Genomic DNA, 18,452 nt, shown 5'->3' with positions numbered 1-18,452 from the left:
GCGGTGGGCGATTTCACGGTGGGCACAAGATCCCGTTCATCAGCGAAAGGAACGTCCATGGGGGTTCCACCCGTCCGGCGCGTCGCGTCCACCGCACTCTGCGCCGTTCTCCTGACCGGCATCACCGGCCCCGTCGCCTTCGCGGCCGACTCCACCCCGCAGACCCATACCGTGGCCCAGGCGCCCGTTCCCGATGCGGACAAGCTCCTCGCGCGCGTCAACGCCCTCGGCCGCTTCGGGACCCTGCTCGACCCGGTGAGCAACCTGCTCAACACCGTGCTCAAGGCAGACAAGGGCCAGCTCTCCGCCGACCAGGCGACCAAGCTCGTCCAGGCCGCCAAGGACGCCGTCGCCAAGGCGGCCACCTCGGCGCCCACCTCCACGGGCGCGGCGGCCTCGGCCCCGCTGGCCCCGCTCGGCAACACCGACGACGCCAAGGCGCGGGCCGACCGCGTGAGCGACGCGCAAGCCACGCTCAACAAGGCGCTGGACACCCTGCAGAAGGCCACCACCTCCGGCGACGGCGACCAGGTGACCGGCGCGTCCCACGGAGTCCTGTCCGGCCTACTGGGCCTCCTCGCCTCCCTGCTGGGCCTCTAGCGCCCCCTCCCGACCCCCACGAACCGGCCCGGCCGAAAGCCTCCGTCACGGGGGCTGGCTGGGCCGGGAGGGGTCGGTCATGGGGGTTGGCTGGTCCGGGATGGTCCGTCACCGGGGTCGGCTGGGCTGGGAGGGTCGGTCGCTGGGGCTGGCTGGGCCGGAAGGCCTCGTCAAGCGGAGTCGACCCGACCCCGAAGTGCCTGACCCTGAACAAAGACCCTGATCCTGACCCAGCCGACCCGCTCCCCACTCCGGTGCGTTTCCGGCCGGGCCGGGGGCCGCAGGGCATGTCGTTGGGCTTGCATGCGGCGTCGGCTGGGTCGGGGCCGTCGGGCCCGGCGTTGGCCCTCCACGCGGGTGCTGGGGTCGGGGGCCGTGCGGCGGGGCGCTGCACAGCCGTGCGGTACCGGCCGGGCCGGGAGCCGTTGGCGATGTCGCCGGGCATGCATGCGGTGTCGGCTGGGTCGGGGCCGTCGGCCGCGGCGCTGGACATCCGTGCGGTGTTGGCCGGGTCGGGGCCGTCGGCCGCGGCGCTGGACATCCACGCGGTGCCGGCCGGGGCGGGGTCGTTCGGCGGGGCGTTGGACGGCCGGGTGTCCCGGTGGTGGCGCCGTACGCTCGTCCGGGTGTCGCCCGATCGTGTGGAGCGTCGGCCGCGCTGCACCGGTCGGGTGAGCGGGGGACCGAGGCGTCCCGCGGGGTGCCGATAGGGTCGCGCGGTGACCTCAACCCCAGGTGACACATGCCTCTTCCGCCCCGCCCAGCCGGGCTGGCCGGACGTGGCCACGCCCTCCCGCGACACCCGGTGCGGCGTCCCGCTGGAGCGGTCGGCCGCGGTCGCCGAGGCCCGCTGGTCCCTGACGGGTGCGGTCCGCGCCACACCGCCGGCCCTCGGTCCGGTTGTCTGATGGCGGCGGCGCAGGAGCCCCGGGCGGTGGGCGCCGGCCGTGGGTTCGGGCTGCTGCTGGTCCTCACGGGCGCGGCCGGGCTGCTGGCCTCCTGGGTCATCACCCTCGACAAGTTCAAGCTGCTCGAGAACCCGAACTTCACGCCCGGGTGCAGCCTGAACCCCGTGGTGTCCTGCGGCAGCGTCATGAAGAGCGCCCAGGCCGCGGCCTTCGGGTTCCCCAATCCGATGCTCGGTCTGGTGGCCTACGGCATCGTGATCTGCGTCGGCATGAGCCTCCTGGCCGGCGCCGCCTTCCCCCGCTGGTACTGGCTGACCTTCGACGCGGGCTGTCTGTTCGGGATCGGTTTCGTATCCTGGCTGCAGTTCGAGTCGCTGTACCGGATCAACGCGCTGTGCCTGTGGTGCTGTCTGGCGTGGGTCGCCACGATCCTGCTGTTCTGGTACGTCACCTCGTTCGCCGTACGACACCGGTTCCTGCCCGCCCCGGCCCCGCTGCGGGCGTTCTTCGCGGAGTTCACCTGGGTGCTGCCGCTGCTGCACACCGGAGTCGTCGGCATGCTGATCCTGACCCGCTGGTGGGACTTCTGGACCAGCTGAATGCTCCGGCACCGGACGCCCGCCGCTCCGGCGACGGCGCCGGCGCCCCCGTCACCGGTCCGGCCGCACGGCGGTGACCGGGAGGGCCGTCCGGCGGTTACCGCTTCGGACACCTGACCGGACGAGGAGTGAACGATGGTTCCAGACGTCGGCGGAGCGCCGGAAGGCGGGCAGCGCGGCACACCGGTCGCGGGCGGAGCGCGGCCCGGGGAGAGCACACGGCGGGACGTGACGCGGAGGCTGCTCGCCTCGGCCGTCGGCGTCGCGCTCGTCCCGGTGGGCGCGGCCTGCGGGCGGCCTCCGGGCAAGCAGGACGACAGCCGGCGGGCCACGGCCTTCGACGAGACCTACCACGGCCGTCACATCCGCGGCGTCGAGGTCCGCACCGGCCGCCGGGCCGCCGGCCACCAGTGGGAGGTCACGATCGACGGCCGCCCGCTGCACCTGATGCGCCGCGCCGACGGCAGCTGGCTGAGCATGGTCGACCACTACCGCTCGTACCCGACCCCGCTCGCCGCGGCCCGCGGGGCGGTCGACGAGCTGAGTCCCGATGACCAGCTGCACGACCTGGCTCCGGGACCGATGGGCGGGGCACCGATGCACGGGGGAGGCGGGCATGGCGTACACGCGTAAGAACGTCGGCAAGCTGAGCCGCACCGAGCGGCGACGGTTCGTGGACGCCCTGCTGGAGGTCAAACGGCGCGGTGAGTACGACGAGTTCGTACGGATGCACATCACGTACAACACCCCCGACGGTGAGGACGGGCTGCGCACCGCCCACATGGCGCCCTCCTTTCTGCCCTGGCACCGCAAGCTCGTGCTGGAGCTGGAGCGGGCGCTGCGCCGGGTGGACGACTCGGTGACGGTGCCGTACTGGGACTGGACCCGCGACCGCACGGCCGGCTCCATGCCCTGGACCGACGACCTGCTCGGCGGCAACGGGCGGCGCTCGGACCGGCAGGTGACCACCGGCCCGTTCGCCTACCGGACGGGCCACTGGAAGCTCACCGAGAACGTGACCGACCGGCGCGACCTCACCCGCGACCTCGGCCGCGCCCGCGACCCGATCCAGCTGCCGACCGCACGGGATCTGGAGTCGGCGCTGGCCGATCCGGTCTACGACGCGGCGCCCTGGGACTCGACGGTCGCCAAGGGCTTCCGCAACAAGCTGGAGGGGTGGGGGCGGGGCCGGGGAGCCGTCTCCTGGCGCAATCACAACCGTGTGCACCGGTGGATCGGCGGCTCGATGCTCGGCGGCGCCGCGGTCAACGACCCCGTCTTCTGGCTGCACCACGCCTTCGTCGACCTGCAGTGGAGCCGCTGGCAGCAGCGGCACCGCAACCACCGCTACCTCCCGGCCTCTCCGCTCGGCGAGGACGACGCCCAGTACGACCGGGTCGTGGCCCGGCACGAGCGACTGCCGCCGTGGGACGTGACACCGGACGAGCTGGAGGACATGAGCGGGATCTACCGGTACGAGTGAGGCCGGTTCCCGGGAGGCGACGCGGGAAGGGCTCCGGCGCCCGAGACGCCTGCGCTCTTCTCCGCGTGCTCCCGAACCTGACCGGTCCTGTCCGGTCTTGCCCAGTCCTGCCTTATCTTGCCCAGTCCTGTCCGGTCCTGCCCGTCAAGTCACCGCTGTCGTCGATCGCTTCGCCGTTCGAGACATCACACGTCCCGCTGAAAAGCCGGCGACACGGCAACCGCCGCTCGCGCACGGCTCCCCCTTGATCAAGTCTGAGTCTTCTGCGAAGGAGACGCCCCCGTGCGAATTTCTGACATTCAGCGTTGCGAAGTCCGGCCCGGACGCCTCGTCGAGTGGACGTACAGTCCGGCGACAGTCGCGACCGCGGCAGCGTTGCCACCGGACCCGCGGCCGCCGGCGTACATCCAGGAGTCGCACATCAGAACCGCGCGCTCGGTGCGCGAGGACGGATTGTTCGTCCCGACCTGGGTCGGTACGGCGTTCGACCTGCCGGGCCGAGCCGATCTCGACGCGCTGGAACAGGCGTTGCGCGGCTGGACACTGCGGCACGAGACGCTGCGCAGCGGCTTCAGGTGGACCGGCGAGGACATGCACCGGTTCACGCTCGGCGAGGACGACGTGTCCCTGCGCCGCGAGGTGGTCGGTGACTTCTCCGACGAGGACACGCTGGTCCGTTATCTGCAGGACCGGTTCGACGTCGCGGCGGACGCGCTCGGCTGGCCGAACTTCATCTACGCGGCGGTCGTCCGCGACGATTCCACCAGCGTGTACGTGGCGTTCGACCACACCAACGTCGACGCCTACTCCCTCCACCGCATCCCGGACGAGATCCGCGAGTTGTACCTGGCGGGCGTCACGGGCGGCTCCCTGGCCGGTGCGCCCGCGGGCAGTTACGTCGACTTCTGCGAGCAGGAACGGGCGAACGCGGACGACATCGACGGCACGCACGCGATCGTCGGCCGCTGGCGGGAGTTCATCGCCCGGTGCGGCGGAAAGCTTCCGGACTTCCCCGTCGATCTCGGCCTGCGGCCCGGTGGCGCACTGCCCACCCAGAAGCTCCTGCGCGAGCCGCTCGTCGACGCGGACGCCGCCGCCGCGTTCGAGGCGTACTGCCGGCCCTACGGCGGCAGCATGGTGGGCATTCTGGCCGCGACCAGTCTGATCGTGCACCAGCTCGGCGGGCAGCCGGTCTACCGCACGGTGGTGCCGTTCCACACCCGGGTGAAATCCGCGTGGTCGGACTCCGTGGGCTGGTACGTCGGCGGGGCGCCGATCGAGGTGCCCGCGGCACCCGACTTCGACGGCGCACTCGCCGCGGTGCGCGCCGAGTTGCAGGCCAACCGGTCGCTGGCGCGCATTCCGCTGGCCCGGGTACTGCGTCTGCTCGGCGCCGACTTCCGGCCGACCTCGCCCGACCTGTACTCGATCGTCTCGTACCTGGACGCCCGCATGATCCCCGGCTCGGCCCGCTGGACCGAGCAGAAGGCGTACGGGCTGCTCCGGGTCTCCTACGGCGACCAGGTGTGCGTCTGGGTCAGCAGGCTGCACGAGGGAATGTGGCTCGCCTGCCGCTACCCGGACACCGACGTCGCGTACAAGAACATGCGGCGGTACATCGAGGGGTTGCGGGACCTGGTCGTGTCCGTGCCGGCACATCATCGTAATCGGGCCGCGGAACCGACATTTTCGTAATACCGGGGGCCATCGAGAGTCCGTTCCACGGACAACTCCCTTTTCGTGAAGCGGCGTTAGCGAACCCGCCGCCAATCCCCAACGCAGGGGCGCCAGTTGTCATCGCCCGGCAAAGCCTGTGCGCCCATGTCCCCTTTTAGACACGGATATCCGCCAAAGTGGAATACGGCGTATTGCTACTGGTAGTGTTCGCTCCGTCACCGTAGGCAATCAGCCTCGACGTCAAGCAATGAAGAACCGAGGGTTCCATGCGCAAGCTTCAGCATGTCGTGATCGCAGCAGTGGCGGCCGCCGGCGGTCTGTCCGCCATCGGTGCCGGCGCCGGTACCGCCTACGCTCATGGGCGCGGCGGGCTGGAGGTGAACGACCTCTACCGCCCCTACCAGGAGTGCAGCCCGCAGACGGTGGCCGACAACAGTCTCCCCATCGGCGTGCTCGGACTTGCTCAGACCCTGGACACCACCTGCGGCCAGTTCAACAACGCTTTCACTGGCTGAGGTCGACGGCGTCATCAAGCGCGACGCCTTCCGCGGAACCCTTCGGGCCCTTCCCGAAGGGTTCCCTTCACGCCCGGGCCGATTGCCCGGGTCTCGAAGACGAAGACAGGGCCCGGCGCGGACGGTTCGCGGCGCGCGGTGCCCAGGCGCCCCTCACAAAGGAAACGCAACGCATGCTCAGAACGAAGAAGATCGCGGCCCTCTCGGGGCTCATCGGCGGCCTCGCCGTGACCTGTGCCGGTATCGCCCAGGCGCATGCCGCGGCGGGCCCGGGTGTCTGCACGCGCGACCTCCAGGGCAATGTCACCTGCATTCAGCGGATCGAAGGCGTGATCCCCCAGGACGGCCAAATCCCGCACCAGGAGAACTGCCTGCCGACGCAGCCCTTCACCATCCCGGCCGCCCTCGGGACCGGGAAGATGCGGATCGGGCCCGAAGTGACCTGCTCCGACAGGACGTCGGGTGCGCCGGACAAGGCCGACGGCGGGATGGAATTGCCCGGGCTGTTCTGATCTTCGGGGCGCAACCTCCGGCTGATCCTGTGTGGTGAACCGACACGACGTATGGAGCGAATATCCCAAATTGCTACGGATCGTGTGTATATGCTCACGGCAAGTAGTCAAGCCAGGGCTTCCTGCCCGGGTAAGAAAGGGTCAAACCATGCGTAAGTTTCAGCGCGCTGCGGTCGTAATGGCAGCGGTTGCGGGGCTGTCCGCTCTCGGCGCCGGTGTCAGCTTCGCCGGAGGCCAGGACGAAACCCCTCCGACGATCACCGCTACCGCTAACTCGTCGGCCAACGCCACGGCCTATTGGAGCAGTGGCGATCCGCAGGAGCACAAGGACCCCGCGCCGGAGGGCTACGGGCAGTCCACTTCGGGTAACGGCCAGTAATACAGCACGATATGCACATCGTGCGAACTGGACTTCCCCGTCCTGGATCAACTCGGCTTGTTCGCCGATGTGCTGAGTAATACCCCATGCGAAGGCAGCCCGGATGCGCGGCAGACCCCCCAGGGTGCGCGTCCGGGCTGCGTCAATTCCGGACCTTTCCAAGGCCCGGGCGCACGCCGTTCGACGGCGTACGCGCCCGGGCCTCCATTGCACCCCATCAGGCCCCACCACATCCCATCGCACCCCATTGCAAAGGAACGCAGCACATGTTCACTCGACAGAAGGTCGCGACCATCACGGGGCTCGTCGGAAGTCTCGCCTTGATCTACGCAGGCGCCGCACACGCGCACGGGGAAGGACCCAAGGGTGACTGCAAGAGCACCGCTTCGGGCGGCGTCGTCTGCATTCACAAGAGCGACACCCGCACCAACGTGCACGGCAAGCACGTCATCAAGCAGTCGGAGGACTGCTTGACGGCCGATCGGCAGCGCGTGATCTTTCCCGACAAGCACATGCTGGACGGCGGATCCGTGGAGGTCGGACCGGTGGTGGACTGCTCCAACAACGTGAAGCTGCCCAAGGGCTTCAAGAAGCGGTTCAGCAAGGCCCACTTCGGGTTCTGAAGCGCGCCACGAAAAACCGGACCGGGAGCGCTCCCGGTCCGGCTTTTCGTTTTCTGCGGATCTGGCTTACTTGCCGACGCTGTTGTTGCAGCCCATGGACGAGCCGAGGGACGACTCCTGGGCTCCGGGGGCGCCTTCGCCGTTCAGCAGGTTGCCGCCGAGGCCGTTGGCGATGCCGACCTCCCCGAGGACGTCGGCGTTGAGGTCGTGGGACCTGCAGGTCGTGCTCTGCAGGACGCTGAAGCGGGAGCTGTTGCCACCCTTGCCCCAGCCGCCCTGGCCGGCGTGCGCGGCGCCGGCGCTCAGGAGCCCGACGCTCCCGAGGGCGGCGACCACAACGGCAGCCTTGCGCAGCTTGTGCATGTCTTCTCTCCGGTGGAAGTGAAGTGGATGCGATCTACGAGAGATCGCCTTCGTACGGTTATGGAGGCTAATAGGAAATATCCGGGGACAACCGGCGACGCGCCGAATTCGGAATTGTTGTCACTCTGAATGCTCAATTGCTGTCACTCTGAATGTGCACCGGCGCACAAAAAGGGGCCCGGCACCGGGCCAGGGGCTCGGTGCCGGGATTATTTTCTGCTTTGCTCGCCGGTGCGACGGTGCGCTTAGAAGGCGCTGTTGTTGCAGCCCATGGTCGAGCCGATGTGCGTGGCCTGGGCGCCCGGGTCGCCCTCGCCGTTGAGCGCGTTGCCCAGCAGGCCGTTGAGGATGCCGACCTCGCCGAGGACGTCCAGGTTCAGGTCGTGCGACCTGCAGTTGGAGCTCTGCAGGACGCTGAAGCGGCCGCCCTCGCCGCCCTTGCCGCCGCCTTCCTGGCCGCCGGCGTGTGCGGTGCCGCCGACGAGCGCGATGCTACCGAGGGCGGCGACCAGAACGGCAGTCTTGCGAAGCTTGTGCATGTCTTCTCCGGTGAGTGAAGGGTTACGATCTGTGGCAGATCGCTTTCTTACAGTCACGGAGATTAATAGGAAATAACCCAAAGCGGACAGCGACGCGCCGGTTTCTTGATCTCCTCGCAAAAGCACCCGAAAGCCGTATCGCATACGACCGGGCCCTTCGGGGTGCTCCTCGAAGGGCCCGTGCCGGGCGTCGGCTTCCGGCCCGACGGCCCTAGTGCGCGCTGGCGTGGGCGAGGGCGTTCGACTGCATATTGGCCTGCGTGCACTCGATTCCGTGGGTGTCGGACGCGGCGAGCAGGGCGACCGGGACCGCCGCATTGAGCAGGGACTGCGGGCTGCACTCCTGGGACGGGCGGAAGAGGTTGGTCTGGCCCGTCAGGCCGCCTTCCGACCCGGGCCTCGCCTGGGGGGAGATCTGCGGGTTGATCTGCGGGCTCAGGTTCGGGTTCACCTGCGGGGTGACCTCAGCGCCCCGCTGCGGGCCCGCATACGGGGCCGGTGAGCCGTAGGTCTGCACGCTGGCCTGGGAGGAAGTCGCCGAGGCCGCCTGGGCGTCCGGCTGCGAAACGGGGAGTGGAACACCACCGCTGTAGACGGGGACGGCAGAGCTCGGGCCGGTGCCGACGGCGGACAGACCGCCGGCAGCTGCGACGACGAGCGCGACCCTGTGAAGCTTGCGCATGAAACCTTCGGCCCTTCATTGACCTGTGCACGAACGAATAGGAAATACCGATGAGTTGGTGCCGGTGTTGCTGTTTCCTGCTGCCCTGTACGGCTGCGACGGACCATCGCCCTGGCCCAGTGGGGAACGAGGGAAGCGGCGGAACGGATACGGGATGGCGGGCCCTGGTCACCCATTTGCCCCAGGCTCCGTGTGCCTCGGCGCCGCGTTCCGGACACCTCTGCAATCCTGGTCCGGCACGCGCGGTCGTCAATGGCAAACGGGTGATGCGGTTTCGCGTCCCGTGACCGGGGCGGGGGAGAAGTCGTTGCCAGCTGGGAGAGGGCAGCGATCATGGATCTACGGAGGGGCAAAGGGAATTCGCTGCCGGCTCCGGCGTAAGTCCGCGTGCCGCCCAGGAGTTACCCCAGTGACAGTGCAGTGCGAACATCACACTGTGCGCACGTGAGACCGCACCGAATACAACGGATTTCCCTGTTCAGGTATTTGAAGGGCCGAGGGTTCCATGCGCAAGCTACACAAGGCCGCGCTCGTCGCAGCAGCGGCCGGCGGTCTGTCCGCCATCGGCGCCGGCGTCAGCCAGGCCGCCGACTATCCCGCGGGGTACAGCGGTGCCGCTCCAGCGTCGGCTCCCGAGTACCCCGCACCGCAGTACGCGGCGCCCCAGTACGCACCCCCGCAGTACGCGCCGCCCCAGTACCCGCAGTACGCACCCCCGCAGTACGCGCCTCCGCAGTATGCGCCGCCCCAGTACGCGGTTCCCCAATACGCGCCTCCGCAGTACGCACCCCCGCAGCCGATGGGGCCGCAGGCCGAGGCGACGTCCCGCTCGCTGGGCACCGCGCAGGTCGCGCCTCCGCAGCCGTACTCGCCGCCGATGATGCAGGCCGCCCCTCCGGCGGCGCCGCCGCAGGAGCACGCCGCCAGCGCCACCGCCACGGCCTCGTCGGGAGGCTTCGCCCAGGCCAACCCCTCGTACGGCCCGCCGCAGGCCGCCGCCCCCCAGCCGCCCGCGGCGCAGGTCGTGCCGCAGGTCAGCCCGCAGTCGGCGCCGGAGGTCATGCCGCGTGTCGCCCCGCAGGTCGCCATGCCCCAGACGTTCGGCGCCGCAGACGGTCCGCCGCGTGTCGCCCCGCAGGTCAACCCGCAGGTGAACCCCCAGGTGAACCCGCTCGTCAACCCGCTGCTCGCACCGGACGCACCGCAGGCGCCCGGGCTCGGCCTCGGGCAGGTCGCGGCGCCTCCCGTCGGCTCACTGGGCCTGCCCCGAATCGGCTGATCGCCTCGCCGCGCTTTCCGCAGTCCACCCCCAACCCGATCTGCTGCAGATCGCATCCGCCAGACCAACGGAGAAGTAATGCGCAAGTTCCAGAAGGCCGTTCTCGTGGGCGCCGCCGTCCTCGGCAGTGTCAGCACTCTCGGCATCAACACCGCCTTCGCGCACGGCGAGCCGGGCCACGACGGCGGCCTCGACATCACGCAGGGCATCGAGTGCCGCTCGCACGACATGAACATCGATGTGCTCGGCAGCGTCGGCGCCGTCAACGGCCTGGCCGGCAACATCCTGAACGGCGAAGGGAACCCGGGGGCGCAGGAGAGCCACCTCGGTTCGGACATGGGGTGCAACAGCCGGGCGCTCTGACCGGCCGCGCCGTACGGCCGTCGACAGCGCAGGACCCTCCCCGCGACCATCGGGGGAGGGTCCTGCGTTCTTCTGTGCGGCCGGGCGGCGTTCCTACCAACGCACGGTGTTCTGGGCGAACTTCCAGGCATCCGCGACGATTCCCGCGAGGTCCGGGCGGGACGGGCGCCAGCCGAGGGTGTCGCGGGCGGCCTCGGCGGAGGCCACCAGCACCGCCGGGTCGCCGCCCCGGCGGGGCGCGACGACCTCGGGGACCGGGTGGCCGGTGACCTCGCGGACGGTCTCGATGACCTGGCGCACGGAGAAGCCGTTGCCGTTGCCGAGGTTGCAGATCAGGTGCTCGCCGGGCCGGGCGGCCGTCAGGGCCAGCAGATGGGCCTCGGCGAGGTCGGCGACGTGGATGTAGTCGCGGATACAGGTGCCGTCGGGGGTCGGGTAGTCGTCGCCGTGGATGGAGACGGCGTCCCGCTTGCCCTGGGCGACCTGGAGGGCCAGCGGGATGAGGTGCGACTCGGGGTCGTGGCGCTCGCCCTGAGCGCCGTAGGCACCGGCCACGTTGAAGTAGCGCAGGGAGACCGCGCCCAGGCCGTGGGCGGCCGCCTCGCCGGTGATCATGTGGTCGACGGCGAGCTTCGAGGCGCCGTAGGGGTTGGTCGGCCTGGTCGGCGCGGTCTCCACGATCGGGACCTGCTCCGGCTCGCCGTAGGTGGCCGCGGTGGAGGAGAAGACGAGCCTGCGCACGCCCGCCGAGCGCATCGCCGCCAGCAGCGCCATCGTGCCGGCGACGTTGTTGTCCCAGTACTTCCCGGGGTTGACGACCGACTCGCCGACCAGCGCGGACGCGGCGAAGTGCAACACCACGTCGTACGACGGGTCGAGCCACTTGGCGGCGTCCTTGATGTCGCCCTCGATGAAGACGGCGCCGGCCGGGATGCTCTCGCGGAAGCCGGTCGAGAGGTTGTCCAGCACCGTGACCTCGTGACCGGCCTCCAGCAGATGCTGCGCGACGACGCCGCCCACGTAACCTGCGCCACCGGTGACCAGGTACTTCCCGCTCATGAACTCGCTCCCTCTCGACGTCGACGACTCGCCGTCGGACAGTGCATTCAGTCGGAGTGAGCTTTGCATGCAAACGTGCGCATACCGGGCATGCCATGCCGCACCTTCAAGGCATTCGGCTCGGCCTGCCGGGGTGCGGTCCGCGCTCTCGCGGGTTAGTGGAGAGCGCGCTTCTGAGGAAACAGTCTGAAATTGGGCATATATGACGAAATATCAGAAGCTAATGGTGTGGCAGTGAGGAGTGAGTATGGCCCTTGAGCGACCCCGGGTTGCGGTCAGGCGGCTGATGTTCGGCACCGCCGGAGTGGCCGCAGCGGTCGTGGTGGCGACCTCGGCACCGCCTGCGGGGGCACAGCCCTCGCCCAGGGCGACCGCCCAGGACCCTCCCGCGTACGGCGCCTACGTCTACTGGCAGGGCGACATCGCGGTGCAGCGGATGAGCGACCTCAGCAAGTGGCTGAACGGTTACGAACTGCGGGTCGCGCACACGTATCTGCCGGGGGACCGGTGGAGCAACATCGAGGGGCCCCCTGGGTACCTGGACAAGTGGGCCGAGTGGCGCCGGGCCGAGGAAAACCGGCTCTTCGTGCTCAATGTGCCGATGCAGGAGCGCAACGAGGAGAACCTCTCCGACGCGGAGGTCAGAACGCTCTTGCGGCGTGGCGCGGCGGGCGACTTCGACGAGCACTTCCGGGCCCTGGCGAACCGGCTGGTCGACCTGGGGGTGCCGGACACGATTCTCGTACTGGGCTGGGAGATGAACGGCATCACGTACACCCATCGCTGCGCTCCTGATCCGGTGAGCTGGAAGGCGTACTGGCGGCGGATCGTGAGCGTGATGCGTTCGGTGCCGGGGCAGAGGTTCCGATTCGACTTCGCTCCGAACCGGGGCATGGACAACATTCCGTGGACGGAGTGCTATCCGGGTGACGACGTCGTGGACATCCTCGGTATGGACTCCTACGACCAGCCGAACGGCGAGACGTTCGACGAGGCGATCTCCGAGCCGTACGGGCTGCAGCACCAGGTCGATTTCGCGCACGCCCATGGAAAGCCGATCTCGTACCCCGAGTGGGGTCTGTTCAGCAACGGTGACAACGCGGCATACACGCTGGGGATGCTTTCCTGGATGGATCGGCACAAGCCGCTCTACGCCGCCTTCTTCGACAAGTGCCCGTACGGTCTGTGGCAGTGCACCGAGAACCCCTATTCCTCCGCCTTGGTCCGGGTGTGGCTGGCCGGGCAGGTCCACCCGAGGCGGGGCTCGCCCGTCGTCTCGTGGTCCGGGTCCACGGCGTCCGCGCCGGCTTCCGCTCCGACACCGTCCCCCGGTGCCGGCCCCGCACCCACCGGATGAACGACGGGGCCTGTGCCACCAGGTGGCACAGGCCCCGAACGCTGGGCATGGGCCCTGGGCGCCTGCCCGGCCCCAGGTGTCAATGGCCGTACACGTACCGCAACATCGTTCGCTGTCGCTCCGGACTGTGCTCGACGAACAGCTCGGCCATCCTCTCCTCGGCGCCCTTGCCGGGAGCGTTCGTCAGCCGGGCGACGGCCGCGGTCGCCAGTTCCGCCGGTGTGTCGACGAGGCCGGCCAGGCCCAGGGACTCGAGCGCCGGGATGCGCCGCGCCACCACCGGCCGTCCCAGCCCCACTGCCTCCAGGAGCGTCATCGGGGCCCCCTCCCAGAGCGCGGAGTGCGCGTACACATCCGCCTGCGCGAGAAGCCGTTGAAGGGTGGGGCGCTCCAGCCAGCCGGTGACCGTCACGCCGGCCTCCTCCAGCCGTTCCTGGTGGCGGGGGTCCCCGCCGCCGAGCCAGAACCAGTTGCTCGAGGGCATCAGTCGTCTGCCCTCGACCGCGGCTTCGGCGAAGAACCCCGGATCCTTCTGCGTGCACAGCCTGCCGACCGCGGCGACGGTGCGTGGCGGCAGGCAGTTGTCGGTGGCATCCGCGGTGGAGCGGGATCGCGGCCGCGGCGGGATGCCGGTGGCTTCTCGGGGGCGCACCACGTTCGGCACGTAGGCGGTCCGTTGCCGCTTGCGCAGCGACCGGGCGAGCTCGTTCTCCCGGGGGCTGGACCCCGCCGCCGTTCCCGTGCGCCAGGACAGGATGCGCTCGGCAGCCCGCACCGCCGCCGCGGCGGGCCAGGAGAGATCGGTCCGCTCCATCGCGTAGCCGTGCGCGGTGTAGACGATGCGTTCCGTCGGCACCCGGGCGGCGAGGCGTACGTACCCCCCGGCCATCGAGGAGTGGGCGTGCACCACGTCCGGATGCAGCTGCCGGAACAGCCGCCCCACCTCGCGGATGCGTGCGAGGTGACCGCGCGGCATCCGCCAGACTCCGTCGAAGACGGCTTCCGCCTCGGAGGCGACGCGAAAGGGGTCGCCATCGGCCATCAGCAGCAGGTGCCGTATCTCCGGAACCGCCCGTACGTAGTCGAGGACGATCGCCTGCACCCCGCCGCCCCATGCCTCCACGACGTGCAGCACGGCCGGCCGGGCGCTCTTCTGCGTCGTTCCTGTCTGGTCAGCGTGCATGGTGTGTCCTGAGGACGGCGGGCAGCGTGCGCAGCAGGATCAGCAGGTCCAGCCGCAGGCGCCACTGGTCCAGGTACTGCAGGTCGAGCCGCACGGCCTCGTCCACGGTGAGGGCCGAGCGGCCCGACACCTGCCACAGGCCGGTCATCCCGGGCTTGGCGGACAGACGCCTGCGCTGCTGAGGACTCAACAGGGCGACTTCCTCCGGGATGTTGGGGCGCGGCCCCACCAGTGACATGTGCCCGCGCAGCACATTGACGAGCTGGGGAAGCTCGTCCAGCGAGGTCTTGCGGATGAAGCGGCCCACCGCGGTGATCCGGGGATCGTGGCGCGGTTTCGCGCAGATCGACGGTTCGATGTTCTGGGCGGCCAGGAGTTCCGCCAGGCCCACGGACGAGTCGTGGCGCATGGTGCGGAACTTCAGCATGGTGAACGGTCGTTCGCCCAGCCCGACCCGGGTCTGCCGGAAGACCACGGGTCCCGCACTGCTCATCGCCACGGCGAGGCCGATGGCCATCATGAGGGGCAGTAAGGCGATCAGCAGAACTGTGGAGAGCACGATGTCGAGCATGCGCTTGGCGCGGGAGTCGGCGCAGCACGGACGGGGTGTGACGAGTGGCGCCCGCGGGGGCGCCGCTGGGCTCTCCGCCCCACTCAGCAAAGGGGCTACTCCTACCAAAATCCTACTCCTCCCATAATGGAAGAAAAAAGATGGATATATGAACGCTAAGAGGGACAGGCACCGCAGACGGACTGCGACATACCGCGGTCACGCCCATGGACGCCCGGTTGCCAGTTGACGCCGCTGCCCTCGGAGGGCGGGTCCCAGCGCCTGGGCGACGTGCTCCTCGTAGGCGGTCGCGCGCTCGGCGAGCAGGGGAAGCGCGGCGGACAAGCGGTCCCAGTAACCGTCCGGCCCGCGCAGGATGCGGCGGCACTGGATGGCCAGCACCTCGGGGGAGAACGACCGGGCAGGATGGACGAACTCGGTCAGCCCGAGGTCACTGAATGCCGCAGGGCCGGCGGGTTCGTCGCTGAGGTGGATCGTGGGCACACCGGCCGAGAGGGCGTGCACGCAGTCGCGCAGCACGGTGGAGACCACAAGGGACGGTCCGGCCGCGGACGCGAGACGCGCGTCGAGCGTACGAGAGGGTTCCTCCAGTCCGATCCGGGACGCGAACCCGTGCTCGTCACCTGTGGCGTCGGTGCCACTCGGCAGTGACGTCCGCAGACGGATCCCCGAGGCGCGCATGTCCTCGGCGAACGCCCGGAGCCGGTACGCGTACTGCCCTGGCGTCGGCAAGCGGTGTGCCACGAGCGTGACGGACCCGTCTCCGCGCCGAACGGACGGCGCCTGCCGGGCCAGGTGCTGCAGACCCAGGTCGGGCACCCGCATCGCCTGGGGGACGTCGTCCACGCTGCGGTCGTCGCGCACGGCCACCTGCGGCAGCCTGCGCAGCCAACGCCGAAGCAGCGCGCCGGCCGGGCCGCCCAGCGGGCCCACGCTCTGCGGGAGGTAGAGGACGGTCGCATCGCCGTGCGCGGCCGCGCGCAGGTGCCGGCCGTGCGCCAGCACGGTGACGAGCCCTTCGCGCCACGTCCGGGCCCGCAGGTAGCCGCCCCCGACCGCCACGACGGCATCGGCCCCGGCGATGAGCCGGCGGACGGACCCGGAGCGGGGACCGGCCGCGACGACGTGGATGGCGTCCTCGGGCACACCGAGCCGCCGGAGCAGACCGACGCTCTCCGCCACCAGAAGTTCGCCGCCCGAACGAGCGTTGCTGCGGGCGTGAATGACCAGGATGCGCATGTCGGCCTCAGACGTGGGCGAGTTGGTTCATGCTCTTGCGTGCGCCCGTGCCCGTGCCTGCGCCTGCGCGGAACTCCGCGATGTAGTCGCCGAGGGCGATGCGGGGTTCCCAGCCCAGTGCCCGGGCCCTGGAGTTGTCGGCCCGGCCCCGCAGCCGTTCGCCCCGGCGGACGGGCACCATCTCGATCGGGCCGCCGAACATCCGGGCCACGTCGATCACGCGGTGCTCCTCGCCCCGGCCCAGCAGGTATCCGTCACCGGATCCCTTGGCCGCGCACACGAGAATGCCCTCGACGATGTCGTCGACGTGCGTGAAGTCCCTGCTCTGCGTGCCCGGTTCGACCACGGTGAGCGGCCGTCCGGCGCGGTACTGCTCCTCGAAGATGCCGATCACGGTGGCGTAGGTGCCGGTCGAGATCTGGCCCGGGCCGTAGACGTTGTAGAAGTACGTGATGACGTAGTCGAGCCCGAACCAGTCGCCGTTGTTGCGCAGGTACTCGACGTTCTTCGCCTTGGTCCAGGCATACGGGTTGAGGTGTTCGTCGCGGCCGTCGTTGCCGAACTTGGAGCTGGAGGCGGCGTAGACCAGGCGGGCCCCGTGCTCCAGGCACAGCGAGACGATTTCCTTGGTGCCGAGAAGGTTGAACTCCCACACCCGGTCGGGTTCGTCGAAGGACTGGGGGATGCGGGAGTACTCGCCGAGGTGGTGGACCGTGGTGATGCGGCCCAGGCCGTGCTCGGCCCAGATCTTGGCGATGTCGGCGGTGCTGCCTTCCAGGTACCGGACCCGCTCGTCCCGGACGTGATTGCCGCGGCTGCCGGTGAAGTAGTTGTCGACGGAGACGATGCGGGTGCCCGGCGCCCTGGTGAGGAGCTTGCGGATCAGATGGCTGCCGATGAAGCCCGCGCCCCCGGTGACGAGGGTGAGCCCGTCGCGATGGTCAGACATGAGCCAGCTCCTCGCGGGACTCCAGACGGGGCTCGCCGGCGGGTGCGTGGACCGTGCCGGTGCGGTTTCGGTGTGCGTGGCCGCGACCGAGGGCCCGGTAGGTCCAGCCGGCCTGCCGCCAGGCGGTGGGGTCGAGGCAGTTCCGCCCGTCGAGCACCCGGGGAGCGGAGACGACCTTGCCCAGGACGGCGGGGTCCGCGTCCCGGAACTCGGCCCACTCCGTGAGCACGCAGACCAGATCGGCCCCGGTCACGGCGGCCTCCAGGTCCTCGGCGTAGTCGAGCAGGGGTTCCGTGCGCCTGGCGTTGTCCGTGCCCATGGGGTCGTAGACGCGCACCTGGGCACCGGCCGTGCGGAGTGCCGAGGCCACGGCAAGGGCGGGCGAGTCGCGGACGTCGTCGGAGTCCGGCTTGAACGTCGCGCCGAGTACGCCGACCGTGCGGCCGGTCAGATCGTGGTCCGGGTCCCCGGGGAGGTCGCCGAGCATGGCGGCGGCGAGCTCGACGGTCCTGGCCCGGCAGCGCTGGTTGATCATGTCGACCTCGTGCAGCAGGCGCGGTGCGCCGTCGGCACCGAGTTCCCTCGCCCGCTCCTGGAAGGCCCTGATGTCCTTGCCCAGGCAGCCGCCGCCGAACCCCACACCGGCGCGCAGGAAGGCCGGACCGATGCGCGGGTCGTGTCCCAGGGCCTCGGCGAGTTCGGTGACGTCGGCGCCCACCGACTCGCACACCTCGGCCATGGCGTTGATGAAGGAGATCTTGGTGGCGAGGAAGGAGTTGGCCGCGACCTTCACCAGCTCTGCGGTGGCGAAGTCCGTGACGAGCAGCGGGAGTTCACGCCCCTCCTGCTCGGCGAGCCGGTACAGCCCCTCGTGGGCGGCGTGCAGCCGTGCCAGGACGCTCTCGTCGCGTACGCCGAACACGATCCGGCTGGGGCGCAGGACGTCCTCGACGGCACGTCCCTCCTGGAGGAACTCGGGGCTCCAGGTCACGTCGACCGGGAGACCCGCGGGAGCGTGTTCCCGGGCCAGCCGCTCGACGTGTTCCGCGGTGCCCACGGGGACCGTCGACTTCCCGACGATGAGCGCGTCCCGGCGCAGGTGGCGGGCGAGCGTGGTCACCGCGGTCTCGACGTGGCCGAGGTCGGCTCCGAGGCCATCGGCTCGTTGGGGTGTGCCGACGCAGATGAAGTGGATGTCGGCGAAATTGGCCGTCTCGTGGATGTCGGAAGTGAAGGAGAGGCGGCCGGCCGTGAGATTGCGGCGTAGCAGTCCGTCCAGTTCCGGTTCATGGAACGGTAGCGCGCCGGAGGCGAGTCGCGCCGCCTTCGCGATGTCGTTGTCGTAGCCGATCACGTCGTAACCGAGGTCGGCGAAACATGCGGCGTAGGTGGTGCCGAGATATCCTGTGCCGATGAAGGAGAGTCGTGGGCGTGAGGTGTCAGCGGACATCTGTAGGGAAGCTCCATTTCCTGATCTCTGCTGGGATGACCGGCACTGAGATGGCCGCCGCTATCTCGGTCAGGAAATTCAGGCGGGCGGCCGAATTCATATATACACGGAAGTGGAGGCCC

Annotated in this window: 22 protein-coding genes; 13 read left to right on the top strand and 9 right to left on the bottom strand. The window is 69.8% G+C overall.

Annotation, left to right across the window (positions count from 1 at the left end):
* Nucleotides 1–57 precede the first annotated feature (57 nt).
* From ACWC0C_RS07345 to ACWC0C_RS07300, 10 genes are all read left to right on the top strand, one after another.
* The gene (locus ACWC0C_RS07345; RefSeq protein ID WP_450862334.1) at nt 58–600 is read left to right on the top strand and encodes a hypothetical protein; all 543 of its coding nucleotides are present in this window, start codon (nt 58–60) and stop codon (nt 598–600) included.
* Between the two features lie 719 nt (nt 601–1,319).
* Nucleotides 1,320–1,508 carry a hypothetical protein gene (locus tag ACWC0C_RS07340; protein WP_450862332.1) on the top strand — a complete coding sequence of 63 codons (189 nt, stop codon included), beginning with the start codon at nt 1,320–1,322 and terminating at the stop codon, nt 1,506–1,508.
* Nucleotides 1,508–2,107, top strand: a complete 600-nt coding sequence (locus tag ACWC0C_RS07335; RefSeq protein WP_450862331.1) for a vitamin K epoxide reductase family protein — start codon at nt 1,508–1,510, stop codon at nt 2,105–2,107. Before ACWC0C_RS07340 ends, ACWC0C_RS07335 begins: the two co-directional genes overlap by 1 nt.
* A 135-nt stretch (nt 2,108–2,242) precedes the next feature.
* Nucleotides 2,243–2,740, top strand: a complete 498-nt coding sequence (locus tag ACWC0C_RS07330; RefSeq protein ID WP_449195237.1) for a tyrosinase family oxidase copper chaperone — start codon at nt 2,243–2,245, stop codon at nt 2,738–2,740.
* Nucleotides 2,724–3,590, top strand: a complete 867-nt coding sequence (locus tag ACWC0C_RS07325) for a tyrosinase family protein (protein WP_449195236.1) — start codon at nt 2,724–2,726, stop codon at nt 3,588–3,590. Before ACWC0C_RS07330 ends, ACWC0C_RS07325 begins: the two co-directional genes overlap by 17 nt.
* A gap of 282 nt (nt 3,591–3,872) precedes the next feature.
* The gene (locus ACWC0C_RS07320; protein WP_449195235.1) at nt 3,873–5,285 is read left to right on the top strand and encodes a condensation domain-containing protein; all 1,413 of its coding nucleotides are present in this window, start codon (nt 3,873–3,875) and stop codon (nt 5,283–5,285) included.
* A 248-nt stretch (nt 5,286–5,533) separates the two neighbouring features.
* The gene (locus tag ACWC0C_RS07315; RefSeq protein WP_449195234.1) at nt 5,534–5,782 is read left to right on the top strand and encodes a hypothetical protein; all 249 of its coding nucleotides are present in this window, start codon (nt 5,534–5,536) and stop codon (nt 5,780–5,782) included.
* A gap of 173 nt (nt 5,783–5,955) precedes the next feature.
* Nucleotides 5,956–6,294, top strand: a complete 339-nt coding sequence (locus ACWC0C_RS07310) for a hypothetical protein (protein ID WP_449195233.1) — start codon at nt 5,956–5,958, stop codon at nt 6,292–6,294.
* Nucleotides 6,295–6,442: 148 nt separating this feature from the next.
* On the top strand, nt 6,443–6,673 hold the full coding sequence (locus tag ACWC0C_RS07305; RefSeq protein WP_449195232.1) for a hypothetical protein: 231 nt from the start codon (nt 6,443–6,445) through the stop codon (nt 6,671–6,673).
* A gap of 266 nt (nt 6,674–6,939) precedes the next feature.
* Nucleotides 6,940–7,296, top strand: a complete 357-nt coding sequence (locus tag ACWC0C_RS07300) for a hypothetical protein (protein ID WP_449195231.1) — start codon at nt 6,940–6,942, stop codon at nt 7,294–7,296.
* Nucleotides 7,297–7,362: 66 nt separating this feature from the next.
* On the opposite strand, the gene ACWC0C_RS07295 is transcribed toward ACWC0C_RS07300, so the two are convergent.
* From ACWC0C_RS07295 to ACWC0C_RS07285, 3 genes are all read right to left on the bottom strand, one after another.
* Entirely contained in the window at nt 7,363–7,659 is a 297-nt protein-coding gene (locus ACWC0C_RS07295; RefSeq protein WP_450862325.1) for a hypothetical protein, read from the bottom strand.
* Between the two features lie 245 nt (nt 7,660–7,904).
* On the bottom strand, nt 7,905–8,198 hold the full coding sequence (locus ACWC0C_RS07290; RefSeq protein WP_449195229.1) for a hypothetical protein: 294 nt from the start codon (nt 8,196–8,198) through the stop codon (nt 7,905–7,907).
* Between the two features lie 211 nt (nt 8,199–8,409).
* Nucleotides 8,410–8,880, bottom strand: a complete 471-nt coding sequence (locus tag ACWC0C_RS07285) for a hypothetical protein (RefSeq protein WP_449195228.1) — start codon at nt 8,878–8,880, stop codon at nt 8,410–8,412.
* 505 nt (nt 8,881–9,385) lie between these two features.
* Between ACWC0C_RS07285 and ACWC0C_RS07280 the strand changes: the two genes are divergently transcribed.
* A complete protein-coding gene (locus ACWC0C_RS07280) occupies nt 9,386–10,159 on the top strand; it encodes a hypothetical protein (protein ID WP_450862323.1) in 774 nt (257 codons plus the stop codon).
* 78 nt (nt 10,160–10,237) lie between these two features.
* Nucleotides 10,238–10,522, top strand: coding sequence for a hypothetical protein (locus ACWC0C_RS07275; protein ID WP_449195226.1), 285 nt, complete (start codon nt 10,238–10,240; stop codon nt 10,520–10,522).
* A 93-nt stretch (nt 10,523–10,615) separates the two neighbouring features.
* Here ACWC0C_RS07275 and galE read toward each other — a convergent pair whose 3' ends face one another.
* Nucleotides 10,616–11,581 (bottom strand): UDP-glucose 4-epimerase GalE, encoded by a 966-nt coding sequence (gene galE, locus ACWC0C_RS07270; protein WP_450862321.1) that lies wholly within the window; start codon nt 11,579–11,581, stop codon nt 10,616–10,618.
* Between the two features lie 247 nt (nt 11,582–11,828).
* Here galE and ACWC0C_RS07265 point away from each other — a divergent pair, with 247 nt between their 5' ends.
* On the top strand, nt 11,829–12,938 hold the full coding sequence (locus tag ACWC0C_RS07265; RefSeq protein WP_450862319.1) for a glycoside hydrolase family 26 protein: 1,110 nt from the start codon (nt 11,829–11,831) through the stop codon (nt 12,936–12,938).
* Nucleotides 12,939–13,017: 79 nt separating this feature from the next.
* Here the strand turns inward: ACWC0C_RS07265 and ACWC0C_RS07260 are convergent, their stop codons facing one another.
* From ACWC0C_RS07260 to ACWC0C_RS07240, 5 genes are all read right to left on the bottom strand, one after another.
* A complete protein-coding gene (locus tag ACWC0C_RS07260; protein WP_450862317.1) occupies nt 13,018–14,121 on the bottom strand; it encodes a glycosyltransferase family 4 protein in 1,104 nt (367 codons plus the stop codon).
* Nucleotides 14,111–14,692, bottom strand: coding sequence for a sugar transferase (locus ACWC0C_RS07255; protein ID WP_450862315.1), 582 nt, complete (start codon nt 14,690–14,692; stop codon nt 14,111–14,113). Before ACWC0C_RS07255 ends, ACWC0C_RS07260 begins: the two co-directional genes overlap by 11 nt.
* A 198-nt stretch (nt 14,693–14,890) precedes the next feature.
* Nucleotides 14,891–15,931, bottom strand: a complete 1,041-nt coding sequence (locus tag ACWC0C_RS07250) for a polysaccharide pyruvyl transferase family protein (protein WP_450862314.1) — start codon at nt 15,929–15,931, stop codon at nt 14,891–14,893.
* A gap of 7 nt (nt 15,932–15,938) precedes the next feature.
* Nucleotides 15,939–16,880 carry an NAD-dependent epimerase/dehydratase family protein gene (locus tag ACWC0C_RS07245; protein WP_450862312.1) on the bottom strand — a complete coding sequence of 314 codons (942 nt, stop codon included), beginning with the start codon at nt 16,878–16,880 and terminating at the stop codon, nt 15,939–15,941.
* A complete protein-coding gene (locus tag ACWC0C_RS07240) occupies nt 16,873–18,330 on the bottom strand; it encodes a UDP-glucose dehydrogenase family protein (protein WP_450862310.1) in 1,458 nt (485 codons plus the stop codon). Before ACWC0C_RS07240 ends, ACWC0C_RS07245 begins: the two co-directional genes overlap by 8 nt.
* Nucleotides 18,331–18,452: the final 122 nt, after the last annotated feature.

This window comes from Streptomyces sp. NPDC001709, from assembly GCF_053596375.1.
Note: the sequence above shows the minus strand (reverse complement) of the source record. Positions and strands in the feature narration are given on the sequence as shown.